This window comes from Streptomyces sp. MCA2 (genome assembly GCF_023544705.1).
GTDB lineage: Bacteria > Actinomycetota > Actinomycetes > Streptomycetales > Streptomycetaceae > Streptomyces > Streptomyces decoyicus.
Genome location: NZ_JAMJFM010000010.1, coordinates 124,677 through 140,762, shown reverse-complemented (window position 1 = coordinate 140,762; position 16,086 = coordinate 124,677). Strand labels below are relative to the sequence as shown.

General features: G+C 71.5%; 11 protein-coding genes. 6 read left to right on the top strand and 5 right to left on the bottom strand.

Features of this window, described 5'->3' with window-relative positions; translation table 11 throughout:
- Positions 1-204 precede the first annotated feature (204 nt).
- From M8I34_RS10985 to eccD, 4 genes are all read right to left on the bottom strand, one after another.
- Positions 205-687 carry a hypothetical protein gene (locus M8I34_RS10985; protein WP_250049233.1) on the bottom strand — a complete coding sequence of 161 codons (483 nt, stop codon included), beginning with the start codon at positions 685-687 and terminating at the stop codon, positions 205-207.
- A gap of 190 nt (positions 688-877) precedes the next feature.
- Complete coding sequence (gene mycP, locus M8I34_RS10980) at positions 878-2,164, bottom strand: type VII secretion-associated serine protease mycosin (RefSeq protein ID WP_374210886.1); 1,287 nt, start codon at positions 2,162-2,164, stop codon at positions 878-880.
- Between the two features lie 15 nt (positions 2,165-2,179).
- A complete protein-coding gene (gene eccB / locus M8I34_RS10975; RefSeq protein WP_250049232.1) occupies positions 2,180-3,760 on the bottom strand; it encodes a type VII secretion protein EccB in 1,581 nt (526 codons plus the stop codon).
- Positions 3,761-3,844: 84 nt separating this feature from the next.
- Positions 3,845-5,380, bottom strand: coding sequence for a type VII secretion integral membrane protein EccD (gene eccD / locus M8I34_RS10970; RefSeq protein WP_250049231.1), 1,536 nt, complete (start codon positions 5,378-5,380; stop codon positions 3,845-3,847).
- Between the two features lie 117 nt (positions 5,381-5,497).
- Here eccD and eccCa point away from each other — a divergent pair, with 117 nt between their 5' ends.
- Entirely contained in the window at positions 5,498-9,454 is a 3,957-nt protein-coding gene (eccCa, locus tag M8I34_RS10965) for a type VII secretion protein EccCa (RefSeq protein WP_250049230.1), read from the top strand.
- Between the two features lie 283 nt (positions 9,455-9,737).
- Here the strand turns inward: eccCa and M8I34_RS10960 are convergent, their stop codons facing one another.
- Entirely contained in the window at positions 9,738-9,941 is a 204-nt protein-coding gene (locus M8I34_RS10960; protein WP_003984261.1) for a cold-shock protein, read from the bottom strand.
- Positions 9,942-10,190: 249 nt separating this feature from the next.
- Between M8I34_RS10960 and M8I34_RS10955 the strand changes: the two genes are divergently transcribed.
- The 5 genes from M8I34_RS10955 (at position 10,191) to M8I34_RS10935 (ending at position 16,031) form a co-directional block, all read left to right on the top strand.
- Positions 10,191-11,090, top strand: a complete 900-nt coding sequence (locus tag M8I34_RS10955) for a menaquinone biosynthesis protein (RefSeq protein ID WP_308372165.1) — start codon at positions 10,191-10,193, stop codon at positions 11,088-11,090.
- A gap of 235 nt (positions 11,091-11,325) precedes the next feature.
- The gene (locus tag M8I34_RS10950; protein ID WP_250049228.1) at positions 11,326-13,314 is read left to right on the top strand and encodes a serine/threonine-protein kinase; all 1,989 of its coding nucleotides are present in this window, start codon (positions 11,326-11,328) and stop codon (positions 13,312-13,314) included.
- Positions 13,315-13,487: 173 nt separating this feature from the next.
- Positions 13,488-14,687, top strand: coding sequence for a cyclic dehypoxanthinyl futalosine synthase (mqnC, locus tag M8I34_RS10945; protein WP_250049227.1), 1,200 nt, complete (start codon positions 13,488-13,490; stop codon positions 14,685-14,687).
- A gap of 7 nt (positions 14,688-14,694) precedes the next feature.
- A complete protein-coding gene (locus M8I34_RS10940) occupies positions 14,695-15,261 on the top strand; it encodes a hypothetical protein (protein WP_250049226.1) in 567 nt (188 codons plus the stop codon).
- Positions 15,262-15,329: 68 nt separating this feature from the next.
- A complete protein-coding gene (locus M8I34_RS10935) occupies positions 15,330-16,031 on the top strand; it encodes a demethylmenaquinone methyltransferase (protein ID WP_250049225.1) in 702 nt (233 codons plus the stop codon).
- Positions 16,032-16,086 lie beyond the last annotated feature (55 nt).

Genomic DNA, 16,086 nt, shown 5'->3' with positions numbered 1-16,086 from the left:
GTTTGGCGTATGCCTCCAGGTCCTTGGTGATTCTGGAGATCTCTTTGCCGGCGTCGACCAGTGCCGTTCCCATCAGACCGATCTGCATGTGGTCGCCGTCGGCCACCATGGCGTAGAGGTCGTGGTGGGACATGTTCTCGAAGTTGGTGCAGCCCGAAATGCCTAAGGCGCCGGTGTTTTCTGCCATTTCCGTTCCCCCTTGCCTCAGATGCCGTCGGAGCCGGCGGACTTGCCGTCGCCCAGCTCCGGGCCGGTGGAGTCGGCAGGCTGGTGCTTGGGCTGTGGCGCCTTGTAGAAGCCTTGGGTACGACGTTGGATCGCGGCCAGGCGGTTCCGTACGTCGGCATCCACCGCTTCGTAGTCCCGGCCGATGAACTCGGTTCCCAGGCTCAGCGTCTCGATCTGGTCGCCGAACACTTTGGAGAATGTCTCGAGTTGGGACAACACCTTTTCGTAGGTGTCCGCGATGCCCTGCGCCTCGATGAATCCCTGGCCGAAGGAAGACGGAGCGATCTTGCGGTGGCTGAGCGCACGGTGATCCGCATTCGAGCCCTTGAGCCGGTCCAGCAGGTCGTCCACGCGCCGTTTCAGCTTCGCCAGCTCCTCGGGGTCGACTTCGAACGACCCGCCTGCGCCGCCGCCCCCCGCCCCGTTCACCTGCACGCCTGTGCGCTCGTCAGCCCCCACTGTGACTCCCCCCGTAAGTCAGTAACTTCATGAGTCACTCTAGTCACCACCTCTGACAACGGCCGGTGGTGTTGAGTCGGTACCGTTCAGAATTCGCCAATGATGGGCAGGCTCCTGGAAAGCCCGAGACAAAGGGAGTGCGGGCGGTTTCGGGGCCGGAGAGCTCCATTCCGCTGGAATCTGAGTACGGCTACTCATTGACTTGTGGGGGCGCCGTCGCGGTTTCCGCCGCAGAAGCCGCTGTCCGTCTGCGGATGTCCCGTCGGATGACCGCCACTCCCGCGATGACCGCCACCGCAACGCCTCCTGAGCCCAGACCGTATGTCGCATATCGCTCCATCCGTTTCTGCGGAGTCTCGCCGTCCACCGGGGTGACCGGGTCCGGGGGAGCGGCCCGGGGCGGGCCGTCGTCCGCCCGTGCGTGGTCGAGGGGGCGGTCGTCCTCGGTCAGGGCGCGCACCGGGTCGACGACGCCCCAGCCCACGAAGCTGTCCCGGCCGTTGACGGAGCGCTCGGCGGTCTGCTCGATCTGGGCGACGATCTGGGATTCCTTCCAGTCGCGGTGCTCGGCCCGGAGGAGGGCCGCGATGCCGGCGACGTAAGGGGCCGAGAAGCTGGTGCCGTTGTCGACGCACTGGCCGCCCTTGGGGACGGTGGAGACCATGTCCACACCCGGAGCGGCCACGCCGATGAAGTCGCCGCTCTGGGAGAAGGCGGCGCGTTCGTTGTTGCGGTCGGAGGCGGCGACGGCCAAGACGCCCTCGTACGCGGCCGGATAGGTCTTCTTGAGCCGGCCGTCGAAGCCGTCGTTGCCGGCGGAGGCCACCACGACGATGTTCTTGCGCCGTGCCTCGCGTACCGCCTGGGCGAGCCGGGAGTCCTCCGGGACGGGGCGTGCCGTGTCCTGGGAGATGTTGATGATGTCGGCGCCCGCGGCCACGGCCTTGCCGAGGGCGGTGGTCAATGTGCCGACGTTTCCGGTGCCCTTCTCGTCGTTCTGGCGGATGGGGATGATGAGCGCCTCCGGGGCCAGGCCGACGAAGCCGGTGCCGGGGCGCGGGCGGGCCGCGATGATGCCCGCGACCTTGGTGCCGTGGCCCACCGGATCGTAGGTGCCGTCCGTCGGGGCCTTGGGATCCGCGTCCTTGCCCTTGCCGAGGAGGTCCGCGCCGTGCTTGGCCTCGACGGCCTCGGCGAGCTGCGGATTGGTGTCGTCGACGCCCGTGTCGATCACCGCGACGCGGACCGGACGGCCCTGTGCGTCACGTCCCTTGGTGTGCTGCCACAGGCGGTCGAAGACGATCCGTTGCAGGGCCCAGGGCCGCTCCTTGATCTGCTGCTTCATGGGGAAGGTGCAGGCACCGTTCCCTTCCGGTACGGGCGTGGTGCCCTCCGCTCCTGCCGCCGTCGCAGGTGGGGCCGCCACCGCCACGAACAGCGCGGCCGTGGCCCACGCCGCGGATCCCTTCCTCCTCACCTGCCGACTCCGTTCCTACGAGCCCTGCGGCTGCCGTGCGGCCTTGATGTCCAGCCGGGGGCCCATCGGCAGGAACTGCGACCAGTTCGCCGGGACGCGCACGGGCTTGATGTCCTTGTAGCCGAGCAGCATTTGCGCCCGGTGGGTCTCCTGCTGCTGTTGTTTCGCCGCCTGGCTCTGCTGGTCGTCCTGGGTGGCCTTGTCGTCCTTGTTGTCCTTGTCGTCCTGGGCGTCCGCGCCGAAGTCGGAGGGCTTTGCGGTGCTGTCGTTGTTGGTCTGTACGCCGTACCGCAGGCCGGTGTCCGTCACCAGGAAGGTCAGTCCCGTTGCCTCGTCCCCGGCTTGGATCTGCTGGTAGAGCAGGCCGGTTCCGGGCGTCACGTAGGCGCTGGTCCCGCCGTTGACGACCTGCTGGGGGTAGTCCCCGCCGGCCCAGGTGCTGAGGTCCGTGCCGCCGGCCGGGGACACCTTGCGCAGCACGCTGCACACGGTGCCGCGCCTGCCCGGTGCCGCGGCGGTGTTGGCCTGCTCGGCGGCATGCTGCGGCCATTTCTTCTCCGCGAAGAGGTTCCCGCTCTCCGGGGTGAAGGACTGGGCGCCCACCGCTGTGGGCGCGTTGTGCTGCTGTAGCCGGCCGGTCTGCGGGGAGAACAGGAGCAGCCGTGCGACGAAGTCCGAGACGGGCACGACCTTGCCCGGCAGCACGACGTACTGCTGGGCTCCGGCGCCGGTCGTGGCGCGCAGCACCATGCCCACGCGGTTCTCGTCCGTGCCGAGGCCCTTGACGTGGGCCGGTTGGCCGACCGTCCCCGGAAGTTCGGGGAAGGTGACCGGTGTGCCGTCGTGGAACGTGGCCAGCCATTCCTTGGTGACCTGCTGGGGTTGCCGGCTCCCCACCAGCGCGCGCAGCAGCAGTTCGGCGTACTTGCCCTCGCCGATGGGGTACTTGGTGCCCCGGGGGTCGATCAGATAGCGGGCTCCGTGGTCCCCGGTCTCCTGGACGTAGAGCACTTGGCCGCCGCGCAGCCGGCCAGGACCCTCCACCTTGTGCTCGTCGCGCCCGGCGAAGAGGAACGTGGCCTTCTGTACGGCCTTGCCGTTGCTGCCCGGCTGCTCGCACACCGCCCAGCGCTTGCTCTTCTGCGCTTCCGGGGCCTCCGGAATGCGGTCGGGGGCGTACGGGATGCCCAGGGTCGGACCGTGCGGGATCTTCCCGTTGTCGAGTTCGTGCTCATCGACCTTGAGAGCGTTGGCCTGTTCGGTCTTCAGCAGCAGCCGGGCGGAGGCCATGTTGAGGACGGGGTGCAGCTGTGGCTTGCCGCCGGTGGTGAGGACGACGTAGAGCGTGGCCGACTTGCTGCCGAGCAGGACGTGCTCACCCGGCGTGTCCCATCCCTTGGGGGCCTGGGGGCGGAACATGCCCCAGGCGCCGAAGCCCGCCAGGAGAAGTGCGGCGATGACCAGGCCGGGGAGGACGGAGCGTAAGGGGGCCGGGGCCCCTTCGTCCGTACGGTCGGGGGAGGGCTGGAGGAAAGCGGCCACGAGTCGCTTCTTGGCGAAGGTGTAGCCGTTGAGCTCGTCCCGCCGTGATGCCATGGTGCTGAGTTCCCCCTGAGACCGTTACCCGAGTGCGCGGTCGTGTTTCTTCCGGGCCCGACCGCCTGTGCCGACGTCCGCGTGTCACCCACTGGTCATGCTGCGCGCCCGGCCGTACAGGTCCAGGACCGCCAGGCACAGCGGCAGCAGGGTCAACAGGAGCAGCCCGTCGGCGAGGTCGAGGGCGCGTCCCCAGAACGGGGTGAGTCCCCGCTTCGGCACGGTCAGCGCGATCAGGGTCAGCAGCGCCACGCCCCCGGCGAGCGCGAGGGTCAGCCAGACGGTACGGATGTCGAGCTGCGCCCGGTCGCCCGCGAGGAATTCCGTGAGTGCGCCGGGCGGTGGGCTGACGGCCATGCCCAGGACGAGCAGTGCCAGCGCGCCGAACCCCGCAACGATCGCGCAGGCCACCTGTGTGGTGTAGCGGAAGAGCCGGGCCCGCAGCAGTGCGGCCAGGCCGGCCGTGAGCGCGAGCAGCCGTCCCCACACCGATTCCGACAGGCCCAGGACGCCCGCGGCAGCGATGACGACCGCGCAGCAGCCCCCCAGCAGTCCGAGCAGCAGCTCATGGCCGCGACGGGCCTGGGCGGCGATGTCCGCCATCGCCAGGGGACCGAGGGGGCCGGCCTCGGCGGGGTGCGCGCCACCGGCATCGGCGCCGCCCTCTCCTTCGGCCAGGCTGCGGGGCGTGACGTAGCCGACGGGCAGCCTGGCCAGCCGGGTGGAGAGGCCGGGCAGAAAGGCCATCAGTCCGATCGCCACCGGTGCGCAGACGGCGGCGGCCCGGTCGGCGGAGGCCTCGGTGACGATGGCGAGGAAGGCCGCAAGGGTGCCGGCGGCAGCCACGAACGTGGCCGCGATGAACGGGGCGTCGCCCTGCGGCGACAGCGCGACGAGCGCGACGGAGACGACGAGCGCGGCGATGCAGCCCAGCAGGAACTGGAGCCGCCCGGCCCCCTGTCCGCTGTCCGGGCCGACGATCCCCGAGCCCGCGGCCCACACGACCGGTAACGCCCCCAGGCCCAGCGCGATGGCGGACGGCTGGTCCCGGTAGACGCGTGCCCGTACGCCCGCGAACGCGGCCACCAGGAGTCCGGCGGTGGCGGCGATGACGCCGGGCAGGCTGTGCATGTCGTGGCGTACCGGGTCGGCGCACCACAGGACGGCTCCCAGGAGGGCGAGCAGTACGCCCACTCCTACCAGGCCGACGCCCCGCAGCATGCCGTCGTTCCACAGGCGTCTGTCCCGGGCGACCGCGGAGGCCACGGCGTCGGAGACATCGTCGTAGACGGCCGGCGGCAGGGACTGCGCGAAGGGCCGCAGATGCAGCATCTCGCCGTCGACGACCCGCTGGTCGGCGAGCGAGCGGGAGCTGTCCAGCGCGCTGCCGTCGGTCCGGAAGAGGTAGTAGCCGGTCGGCGCGTCCGCGGGCTGGGTCTGCCGGGTCAGCCGGAGGATCTCCGGATAGATGTCGGAGACCGCGATGGTCTCGGGCAGTGCCACATCGACACGGCTGTCGGGCGCGACCACGGTCACCCTGCGGAAACCGGTCCCCACGCTCGTTCGCACTTCTTCCCCCTGTCCGCCGCCCGGATCCGCGCCCGGCCGGCCGTGGCGCATGATCCTTCCCCATTGGCCACATTAGTCGGCAGTAGGATCGTCCGATGCGGAAGGCGCCGTCGCCAGGGGGGTGAGCGGTACGGAGATTTCCCTTCCGCAGCGAGGGATTGGTGCGCGGTGAGCCAGATCGTCGTCAAGCGTCCGCCGCGGGCGCTTCCGCCCGTCGTCCCCACGGACGAGTTATGCCTCGAAGCGCCGCCGGAACTCCCGCGTGGCCAGCAGGAGGGCGTGCTGATGCAGCTCCTGCCGATGATCGGCATGGGCTCGTCGGTGGTGTTCTTCTTCATGCCGGGCATGCCCGGCTTCATGCGCATCATGGGTGCGCTGATGCTCGCCTCGACGCTCGGCATGGTGATCGCGCAGATCGTCCGCTACCGCCGGGGCACCCAGGGAGAGATGGCGCAAAGTCGCCGTGACTACCTGAAGTATCTGGCACAGACCCGGCGCCGGATCCGCCGTACCGCAGCCTCGCAGCGCAGCGCCCAGCACTACCTCCATCCCGCTCCCGACCAGCTGTGGGCCGTGGTCGCCGAAGGCAGCCGGGTCTGGGAGCGGCGGATCGGCGACGCCGACTTCGGCCAGGCCCGTATCGGCCTGGGCACCCAGCAGCTCGCCACCCCGCTCGTCGCCCCCGACACCGCGCCCGTCGACGAGCTCGAACCGCTCACCGCGGGCGTCATGCAGCGCTTCCTCACGGCCCACGGCTCGCTCCCGCACATGCCGGTCGCGGTCTCGATGCGCGCCTTCTACCACCTGACCGTCTCCGGCGACCCGGAGGCCGCCCATGGCGCCGCACGGGCGCTGATCGGCCAACTCGTCACGCTGCACTCGCCGCAGGACCTCATGGTCGCCGTGGTCGCGGCCCCCGGTGCCGTCGCCCGGTGGGAATGGACCAAGTGGTTGCCGCACGCCCAACTGCCCGGCTCCCTCGACGGCGCCGGCACCAAGCGCCTGTTCGGCGACGACCTCGCCGAACTCGAAACCCTCCTGGGCGACCAGCTGGCCGACCGCCCCCGCTTCAGCCGGGAGGCCCCGCCGCTGCTGGACCGGCCGCACCTCGTGATCGTCCTGGACGGCGGCATGGTCCCCCCGGACTCCGCCTTCGCCGCCCCCGAAGGACTCCAGGGCGTCACCGTCGTCGAGGTCGTCCCGGGGGAACTCGACGAACCGCGCGGCGGCCTGTCCGTACAGGTCCACCCCGCCCGCCTCCGTCTGGAATCCGCCGTCTCCGTCTACGACGGCACGCCCGACACGCTCTCCCTCGAACGCGCCGACACCCTCGCCCGCCGGCTCGCCCCGCTGCGGATCGAGGGCACCGACGACGACGAACCGCTGCTCGCCAACCTCGACTTCACCGATCTGCTCGACCTCGGCGACCCCGCCTCGGTCGACACCGCCCGCACCTGGCGCCCCCGTTCCCAGGCCGAACGCCTCCGCGTCCCCATCGGTGTCGACGAGGCCGGCCGGCCGATCATGCTCGACCTCAAGGAGGCCGCGCAGAACGGCATGGGCCCGCACGGCCTCTGTGTCGGCGCCACCGGCTCCGGCAAGTCCGAACTCCTGCGCACCCTCGTCCTGGGGCTGTCCGTCACCCACTCCTCGGAGACCCTGAACTTCGTCCTGGCGGACTTCAAGGGCGGCGCCACCTTCGCCGGGATGTCCGCCCTCCCGCACGTCGCCGCCGTCATCACCAACCTGGCCGACGACCTCTCCCTGGTCGACCGTATGGGCGACTCCATCCGCGGTGAACTCCAGCGCCGTCAGGAACTCCTGCGCCAGGCGGGCAACTTCGCCAATGTCCACGACTACGAGAAGGCCCGCGCCGCCGGACACGCCCTGGACCCGCTCTCCTCGCTCGTCATCGTCATCGACGAGTTCAGCGAACTGCTCACCGCGAAGCCCGACTTCATCGAGATGTTCATCCAGATCGGCCGCATCGGCCGCTCCCTGGGCGTGCACCTCCTGCTGGCCTCCCAGCGTCTGGAGGAAGGCCGCCTGCGCGGTCTGGACACCTACCTCTCGTACCGCATCGGCCTGCGCACCTTCTCCGGCGCCGAATCCCGTGTCGCCCTCGGCGTCCCGGACGCCTATCACCTGCCGTCCGTCCCCGGCTCCGGCTATCTCAAGTTCGGCACGGACGAGATGACCCGCTTCAAGGCCGCCTATGTGTCCGGGACGTACCGCTCGGGCACCGAGGGCGCGGACGAGGGCCTGCACCCCGTCCAGCGGCGCGCCGCGCTCTTCCAGGCGCCGCCCGTCCCGCTGGCCGACATCGCGCCGGATCCGGACACCGTCCCGAGCACGGATACCCGTCCCGCGCCCGAGGACGCCCTCGCCGACACCGTGCTGGACGTGATCGTCGGCCGGCTGGAGGGCCAGGGCCCGGCCGCCCACCAGGTCTGGCTACCCCCTCTGGACAAGGCTCCCGCCCTCGACCAGCTCCTGCCCGCCCTGGCGACCACGCCCGAACGCGGCCTGCACGCCCCGTCCTACCGCGCCACCGGCGGGCTGACCGTCCCCCTCGGCCTGGTCGACAAGCCCTTCGAACAGCGCCGCGAAATCCTCGCCCACGACTTCTCCGGAGCCACCGGCCATCTCCTGGTCGTCGGCGGCCCCCGGTCCGGCAAGTCCACGCTGCTGCGCACCCTCATCGGCGCGTTCGCGCTCACCCACACCGCGCAGGAAGTCCAGTTCTACGGGCTCGACTTCGGCGGCGGCGCCCTGAGCTCGACGGTGGACCTCCCGCACGTCGGCTCCGTCGCCTCCCGCCTCGACCCCGAACGCATCCGCCGGACCGTCGCGGAGGTCGCGGGCATCCTGGCGCAGCGGGAGGAGTTCTTCCGGGCCCACTCCATCGACACCATCGCCACCTACCGCCGCCGGCGGGCCGAAGGCCGCTTCCCTGACCAGCCCTGGGGCGATGTCTTTCTCCTCGTCGACGGCTGGGGCCCCTTCAAGGACGAGTACGAGATGCTCGAACCGGTCGTCACCGACATCGCCTCGCGCGGCCTCGGCTTCGGTGTCCACGTCGTCCTGACGGCCTCCCGGCACATGGAGGTGCGCGCCGCGCTCAAGGACCAGCTGCTCGGCCGCCTCGAACTCCGTCTCGCCGACCCCTTCGACTCCGAGTTCGACCGCAAGGCCGCCGCCAATGTCCCCGCCGGTGTCCCCGGACGCGGCCAGACCCCCGACAAGCTCCACTTCATGGCGGCCCTCCCGCGCACCGACTCGGGCAGCGCCGGCACGGAACTCGCCGACGCCACCGCCGCCTTCGTCCGGCAGGCCGCGGAAGCCTGGCAGGGCCCCTCGGCCCCCGCGGTCCGCCTCCTCCCGCGGAAGGTCCCCGCCGGCCACCTTCCCAAGGGCTCCGACCACCCGGACCGCGGCATCCCCATCGGCATCGGCGAGACCAGCCTCGAACCGGTCCATGTGGACTTCGAAACCGACCCTTTCCTGCTCGTCTTCGGCGAAAGCGAATCCGGCAAGACCGCGGCCCTGCGCCACCTCGCCCACAAGATCTCCGAGCGGTACACCGCCGACGAGGCCAAGATCGTCGTCGGCGACTACCGGCGCACCCTGCTCGGCGCCGTCTCGCCCGATCACCTCCTCGAGTACGCCGCCACCGACACGGCGCTCACCGGCCACATGGAGGCCCTGGCCGGTCTCATGGAACGCCGCCGTCCGGGCCCCGACGTCACCCCGCAGCAGCTCCGTGACCGCAGCTGGTGGAGCGGCCCCCGTTTCTTCGTCGTCATCGACGACTACGACCTGGTGACCTCGTCCGCCGGCAACCCGCTCGCCGTGCTCACCGACCACCTCCCCTTCGCCCGCGATGCCGGCATCCACTTCCTCATCGCCCGCACCACCGCCGGAGTGTCCCGGGCCCTCTTCGAGCCCTTCCTCCAGCGCATCAAGGAGCTCGGCGCCCAGGGGCTGATCCTCTCCGGCGATCCGCACGAAGGGGACATCCTCGGCACCACCCGCCCCCACCCCATGCCCCCGGGACGCGCCCATTTCGTTTCGCGGAAGCGGGGGACTCCCTTGGTGCAGCTCGGGTGGCTGCCCGATCAGTAGCGGGAGCGAACGGGCGCGCCGGACCGCTATTCCGTTGTCCCGTCGCCGGAAACCGACCGGGGCGTCAAGGTGCCACGCGGACCGGTGCGCTCAATGCCGCGGCAATTCCGTATTGCGTGGGCCATTCGGTGCGCCATGTGCCGGACGCCAGGAATTCATGCAGCTGCCGGCCGAGCCGGTGCGGCGGATAAAAGGCAGGAGCCCCGCTCGCCACCGAAGTGGCGGAGCGGGGCTCCTTGGGTACTGCTAGGGGCGACCTGGAAAAAATTCCGGGCCGGGCAACTTAGACCGGCGTAACGTTCTCCGCCTGCGGACCCTTCGGGCCCTGCGTGACGTCGAAGTTCACCTGCTGGTTCTCCTCCAGGGAGCGGAAACCAGAGGCGTTGATCGCCGAGTAGTGGACGAAGACATCCGGGCCGCCGCCGTCCTGGGCGATGAAGCCGAAGCCCTTTTCAGCGTTGAACCACTTGACGGTTCCGGTAGCCATAAGCCCTCCTTGGGCCAAAGGGTTGCCCTGCTCCAGAACCTGCAAAGAAGTCTGAAACTACAAGAGCCTGCGGGGTCACATGCTCCGCAGGCTCTGTACTGCAAGGGAAACCAAACTGCAACTTGCGCTGAGCGTAGCATGTGCTGCTCCTGAGGCGGAAGAGCCAAAGATCACGTTTAACCGACCGCACTAACGTCCATACGCCGCCCCGCCGCGCTGCCCCTCGGGAGACAGGTCTAGCCTCCGCATGTGGACAATTCAACCTTCGGAGACGCACCCGCGGGAGCCGACGCCGGCCGCCGTCGCAGCCGGCCGCGAGTGGGCCACATCCAGTTCCTGAACTGCATGCCCCTTTACTGGGGCCTCGCCCGTACGGGCACCCTGCTCGATCTGGACCTCACCAAGGACACGCCGGAGAAGCTCAGCGAGCAGCTGGTCCGCGGGGAGCTCGACATCGCGCCGATCACCCTCGTGGAATTCCTGCGCGCCGCCGACGACCTCGTCGCCTTCCCCGACCTCGCCGTCGGCTGCGACGGCCCGGTGATGTCCTGCGTGATCGTGTCGCAGAAGCCGCTGGACCAGCTCGACGGCGCCCGGGTCGCCCTCGGCTCGACGTCGCGTACGTCCGTACGGCTGGCCCAGCTGCTGCTGGCCGAGAAGATCGGCGTGCAGCCCGACTACTACACGTGCCCCCCGGACCTCGGCGTGATGATGCAGGAGGCGGACGCGGCTGTGCTGATCGGCGACGCCGCGCTGCGCGCCAATCTGCACGACGGGCCGCGGCTGGGCCTGGAGGTGCACGACCTCGGCCAGATGTGGAAGGACTGGACGGGCCTGCCGTTCGTCTTCGCCGTCTGGGCGACCCGGCGCGAGTACCTGGAGCGCGAGCCCCTCGTGGTGCAGAAGGTGCACGAGGCGTTTCTCGCCTCGCGTGATCTGTCGCTGGAGGAGGTCGCCAAGGTCGCCGAGCAGGCGGCCCGTTGGGAGACCTTCGACGAGCCCGTCCTGGAGCGCTACTTCACCACGCTCGACTTCCGCTTCGGGCCCGCGCAGCTGGGCGGTGTCACGGAGTTCGCCCGGCGGGTCGGGCCGACGACCGGATTCCCGGCCGATGTGAAGGTGTCGCTGCTGGGGCAGCCGGCCGGGTAGCCCGCCGCATGCCGGACGGCCGACCGGTGGGGCGCGGCGCGAGGCCTGGTGGCGCGCGCGTGCCGGGCCGGGGCCGGGGAGGCGTCGTACGGGGGCCGGGGCCGTCGTCCCGGGTGTCGGGGCAGGGGCCGTCGTCCCCGTGTCCGTGCCGCGGGGCCGTCCCGGGTACGGAGTTCCGGGGGCCCGGCAGGGGCCGCGTCATAAGCTGGGTGCGCCGTATCGAGGGGGAGGCGCCATGGAGCCGTTGGCAGCGGAGGATCCACGGGTCCTGGGCGGGTACCGGCTGCTGGGCCGGCTCGGCGCGGGCGGGATGGGCCGGGTCTATCTCGGACGCAGCGCGGGCGGCCGTACCGTCGCCGTGAAGGTCGTCCATGCGCATTTCGCCGTGGACGACCAGTTCCGGGCGCGGTTCCGGCGCGAGATCGAGTCGGCGCGGCGGGTGGGCGGCGCCTGGACCGCGCCGGTGCTGGACGCCGACCCGGACGCGGCCGTCCCGTGGGTCGCCACCGGCTATGCCGCGGGCCCCTCGCTGGCGCAGGCCGTTGCCGGCCTCGGGCCACTGGCCGAGCACTCCGTACGGGCGCTGGGCGCCGGGCTGGCCGAGGCGCTGACCGCGGTGCATGCGCTCGGGCTGGTGCACCGGGACGTCAAGCCGTCCAATGTGCTGCTGACCCTCGACGGGCCGCTGCTGATCGACTTCGGGATCGCGCGGGCCACCCAGGGCACCGCATCGCTGACCTCCACAGGGGTCTCGGTGGGGTCGCCCGGCTATATGGCGCCCGAGCAGATCCTGGGCAAGGGCGCCGCAGGTGCCGCCGATGTCTTCTCGCTCGGCGCGGTGCTGGCTTTCGCGGCGACCGGGGTCAGTCCGTTCTCGGGTGATTCATCCGCCGCGCTGCTCTACAAGGTTGTGCACGAGGAGCCCGAGTTGGGCTCCCCGCTCGTCGGCGATCTGCGGGAGCTGGTGGCCGGCTGCCTGGCCAAGAACCCCGCGGACCGTCCCGCCCCGGAGGCGCTGGCCGTCCGTCTCGCGGGGGAGGGGAGCGGTGGCGCGGCGGGGCTGGTGCGGGCCGGGTGGCTGCCCGGTCCGCTGGTCGAGCGGGTCAGCCGGCAGGCGGTGGAGCTGCTGAATCTTGATGCGGGGGAGGGGGCGGAGGCCGGAGCTCCGGCCGGGACGGGCGCCGGTCCGGCGGGCGTGTCGCCCGGAGGGGCGGGCGTGTCGCCCGGTGGGGCGTTCGGGCCGCCGGATCCCTCGTACGGGGCGGCGTCCGGGCTGGTGCCGTTCGAGAGCGCGCTTCCGGGCGGGCCGCCCGGTCAGGCGCCGGGCGGCCCGGCGGGCTTCCCCGGCGGCCCTGGCATCCCCGGCCGGCCACCCGGTCCTCCGCCACAGCCGGCGTCCTGGCCGGTGGCCGGCGGGGCGCCGTCGTCCGCGGCAAGCGGCTACGGCCACCCTGCGACGGCCGGCAGCGGTCACCCCGGGACGGCTGGTAGCGGTCACCCCGGGACGGTCGACCACGGTCACCCCGCGACGGCCGGCGCCGGCCACCACCCCGCGGCCACTGGCACGGACCGTCCGTCGGCCGGCCCCGGCTTCGCCGACCTCCCCACCGGGGCACCGCCCGCCGCCGCCAAGGAGCGGCGGATCGCGCTGTCCGGTGCGGTCGGCGGCGAGGGCAGGCCGCGGCGGATGAGCTGCACTCTGGTGCTGTCGGTGGCCGGTGCGCTCGCCGTCGCGACGACCGCCGGGTTCGTCTTCCGCCTGCTGCCGGGCATGGGCGGTGACACGGACAGCGGGGCGCAGACGGGAGCCAAGCCGCCGGCCGACGGCGCGCCGACCGCACGGCCCACCGAACCGGGGGACGCGGGCAGCGGCCGGGCCACGGTGGCCAAGCCCTTCCTCGGCACCTGGACGGGCAGTGTCACGACGGCGCACGGCATCCCCAACGGCACGATCACCAGCGTCATCAAGCCGGGCGGCAAGGGCGACTACGTCATCCACACCACCTACGACGCGGTGCTGGTGAAGTGCCGGGCCAAGGCGAAGCTGGAATCGGCCACGGGGCAGCGGCTGGTGCTCATGGAGCGGTCGGACGGCAAGCAGGGGCCCGGCTGCACGGGCAACAAGTCCCGTGTGACGTACACGCTCGGCAAGGGCGGCACGCTCGGCTTCGCCTCGCAGGACGACGTGGGCGGCACGCCGAAGGCGACGTTGACGAAGCGCTGAAGATGCGGGGGCGAGGCGCCGGGGCGAGGCACCGGGCCAAGGCGCCGGGCAAAGCGGGTCCCGCCGTCGGCCGGGCGTCCGGTGGAAGCGCCGGCTGACCGGCGGCGAGGCTGTCGGACCCCTGACGTACGCTGGTTCAGTTCGTGATGCCCGCCTGCGAAAGGGACGCCCCGGTGACCGAGAACGCCGACCTCCAGTCCGTACTCGACCGCGCCGCGCAGGGCGGCCGCATCACGCCGGAGGAAGCGCTCGACCTGTACCGCTCCGCTCCGCTGCACGCGCTGGGCCAGGCCGCCGACGCCGTGCGCCGCCGTCGCTACGCGGGTACCGAGCACATCGCGACGTACATCATCGAGCGCAACATCAACTACACCAACGTCTGCGTGACGGCGTGCAGGTTCTGCGCCTTCTACGCCGCGCCCAAGGACACCGCCAAGGGCTGGACCCGCGACCTCGACGACATCCTGCGCCGCTGCGCGGAGACCGTCGAACTGGGCGGCACCCAGATCATGTTCCAGGGCGGCCACCACCCGGACTTCGGCGTCGAGTACTACGAAGAGCACTTCTCCGCCATCAAGAAGGCCTTCCCGCAGCTGGTCATCCACTCCCTCGGCGCGTCCGAGGTCGAGCACATGGCCCGGATCTCCAAGGTGTCCGTCGAGGAGGCGATCTCGCGCATCCACGCCGCCGGGCTCGACTCCTTCGCGGGTGCCGGTGCCGAACTCCTCCCGGCCCGCCCCCGTAAGGCGATCGCCCCGCTGAAGGAGTCCGGCGAGCGCTGGCTGGAGATCATGGAGGTGGCACACGGTCTGGGCGTGGAGTCGACCTCCACGATGCTGATGGGCACCGGCGAGACCAACGCCGAGCGGATCGAGCATCTGCGGATGATCCGCGACGTCCAGGACCGTACGGGCGGCTTCCGCGCCTTCATCCCGTACACCTACCAGCCGGAGAACAACCACCTGAAGGGCCAGACGCAGGCCACCCTCTTCGAGTACCTGCGCATCATCGCCCTCGCCCGGATCTTCTTCGACAACATCGCGCACATCCAGGGCTCCTGGCTGACCACCGGCAAGGAGATCGGCCAGCTGTCGCTGCACTACGGCGCGGACGACCTCGGCTCGATCATGCTGGAGGAGAACGTGGTCTCCTCGGCCGGTGCCAAGCACCGCTCCAACCGCATGGAGATCATCGACCTGATCCGCAAGGCGGACCGGGTCCCGGCGCAGCGCGCGACCACCTACGAGCACCTGCTCGTGCACGACGACCCGGCCAACGACCCCGTCGACGACAAGGTCGTCTCGCATCTCTCGTCGACGGCGATCGAGGGCGGCACGGCGCATCCGGAGCTGAAGCTCGTCGAGGCCAACTGAGCCTGCCGTGCTGACGATTCACCGGGTGCGCGCGGTCCGCCCGGTCGTGGACGGTCCGGATCACGGCCAGGCGGACGAGGCCGGGTACGCGGTCGTCGTCAGGGGCGACCGGCTGGCCGCCGTCGGGCCGTTCGACGAGCTGTTCGCGGAGTACGGCGCACAGGCCCGCGTCCGGGAGTGGGACGGTGTGCTGACGCCCGGCCGCTACGAACCGGACGGCGCCGCCCTGCTGGAGGCGGCCTACCACCCCGACCCGCGCGAGGCGGACACCCTCGGCAGCGAGCCGGTCACCGGCGAGGCGCTCACCGCCCTCGGCATGACCGACGCCCGCTGGGGCGCGAGCGCCCGGCGCGGACTGCAACGCCTGATGGCCACCGGGACCACGGCACTGACCGGGCCCTTCCACCGCCCCGCGGTCCGCACGGCCGTGGAGCGCTCCGGCCTGCGGGAGCTGGCGGAGCGTGTCCCGCGCGCCCTGGTGTCCGGCGGCTGTGCCGACTTCGCCGTCTTCGCCGAGGACGGCGGCTGCCTGGTCACCGCGCTCCACGGCCGCCTCGTCTTCCGCCGCCGCTGAGACCGCCGCCCGGCGATCAGGCCGTGCCCGGTGCGGGCGCCGGGCCCGGCACGGTGGACAATGGCCGGGTGACCCGAGCATCCCTGGACAAGCAGCCGCACGAAGTCGCCGCGATGTTCGACGACGTGGCGGCGCGGTACGACCTCACCAACGACGTGCTGTCCCTGGGGCAGGCGCGGCTCTGGCGCAAGGAGGTGGACCGCGCGGTGGCCGCCCGGCCCGCCGAGCGGGTGCTCGACCTCGCGGCCGGCACCGGCACCTCCTCGCTGCCGTTCGCCCGGACCGGTGCCTACGTCGTGCCGTGCGACTTCTCCGTCGGCATGCTGCGGGAGGGCAAGAAGCGCCATCCGTGGCTGCCGTTCACCGCCGGTGACGGCACCCGGCTGCCGTTCGCGGACGGGGTGTTCGACGCCGTCACCATCTCCTTCGGGCTGCGCAACATCCAGGACACCGACGCCGCGCTGGCGGAGCTCCACCGGGTCACCAAGCCCGGCGGCCGGGTCGTGATCTGCGAGTTCAGCGAGCCGACCTGGGCGCCGTTCCGGACCGTCTACACCGAGTATCTGATGCGCGCGCTGCCGCCGGTCGCCCGTGCGGTCAGCAGCAATCCGGACGCCTATGTCTATCTCGCCGAGTCCATCCGTACGTGGCCGAACCAGCCCGAACTCGCCGCCCGCATGCAGGGCGTGGGCTGGGCCGGGGTGGCCTGGCGCAATCTGACCGGCGGCATCGTGGCGCTGCACCGGGCGACCAAGCCGGCCGAGGGCTGACGGACGGCAAGAGGGGCCGGCGCGCGCCGGCCCCTCCGTCCCGCGTACGGCTCAC

Bases quoted from the DNA above. Each gene is read 5' to 3' on its own strand.
- M8I34_RS10960 (WP_003984261.1), bottom strand. From the start codon at position 9,941: ATGGCTACCGGAACCGTCAAGTGGTTCAACGCTGAAAAGGGCTTCGGC.
- eccB (WP_250049232.1), bottom strand. From the start codon at position 3,760: ATGGCATCACGGCGGGACGAGCTCAACGGCTACACCTTCGCCAAGAAG.
- eccD (WP_250049231.1), bottom strand. From the start codon at position 5,380: ATGCGCCACGGCCGGCCGGGCGCGGATCCGGGCGGCGGACAGGGGGAA.
- M8I34_RS10950 (WP_250049228.1), top strand. From the start codon at position 11,326: ATGGAGCCGTTGGCAGCGGAGGATCCACGGGTCCTGGGCGGGTACCGG.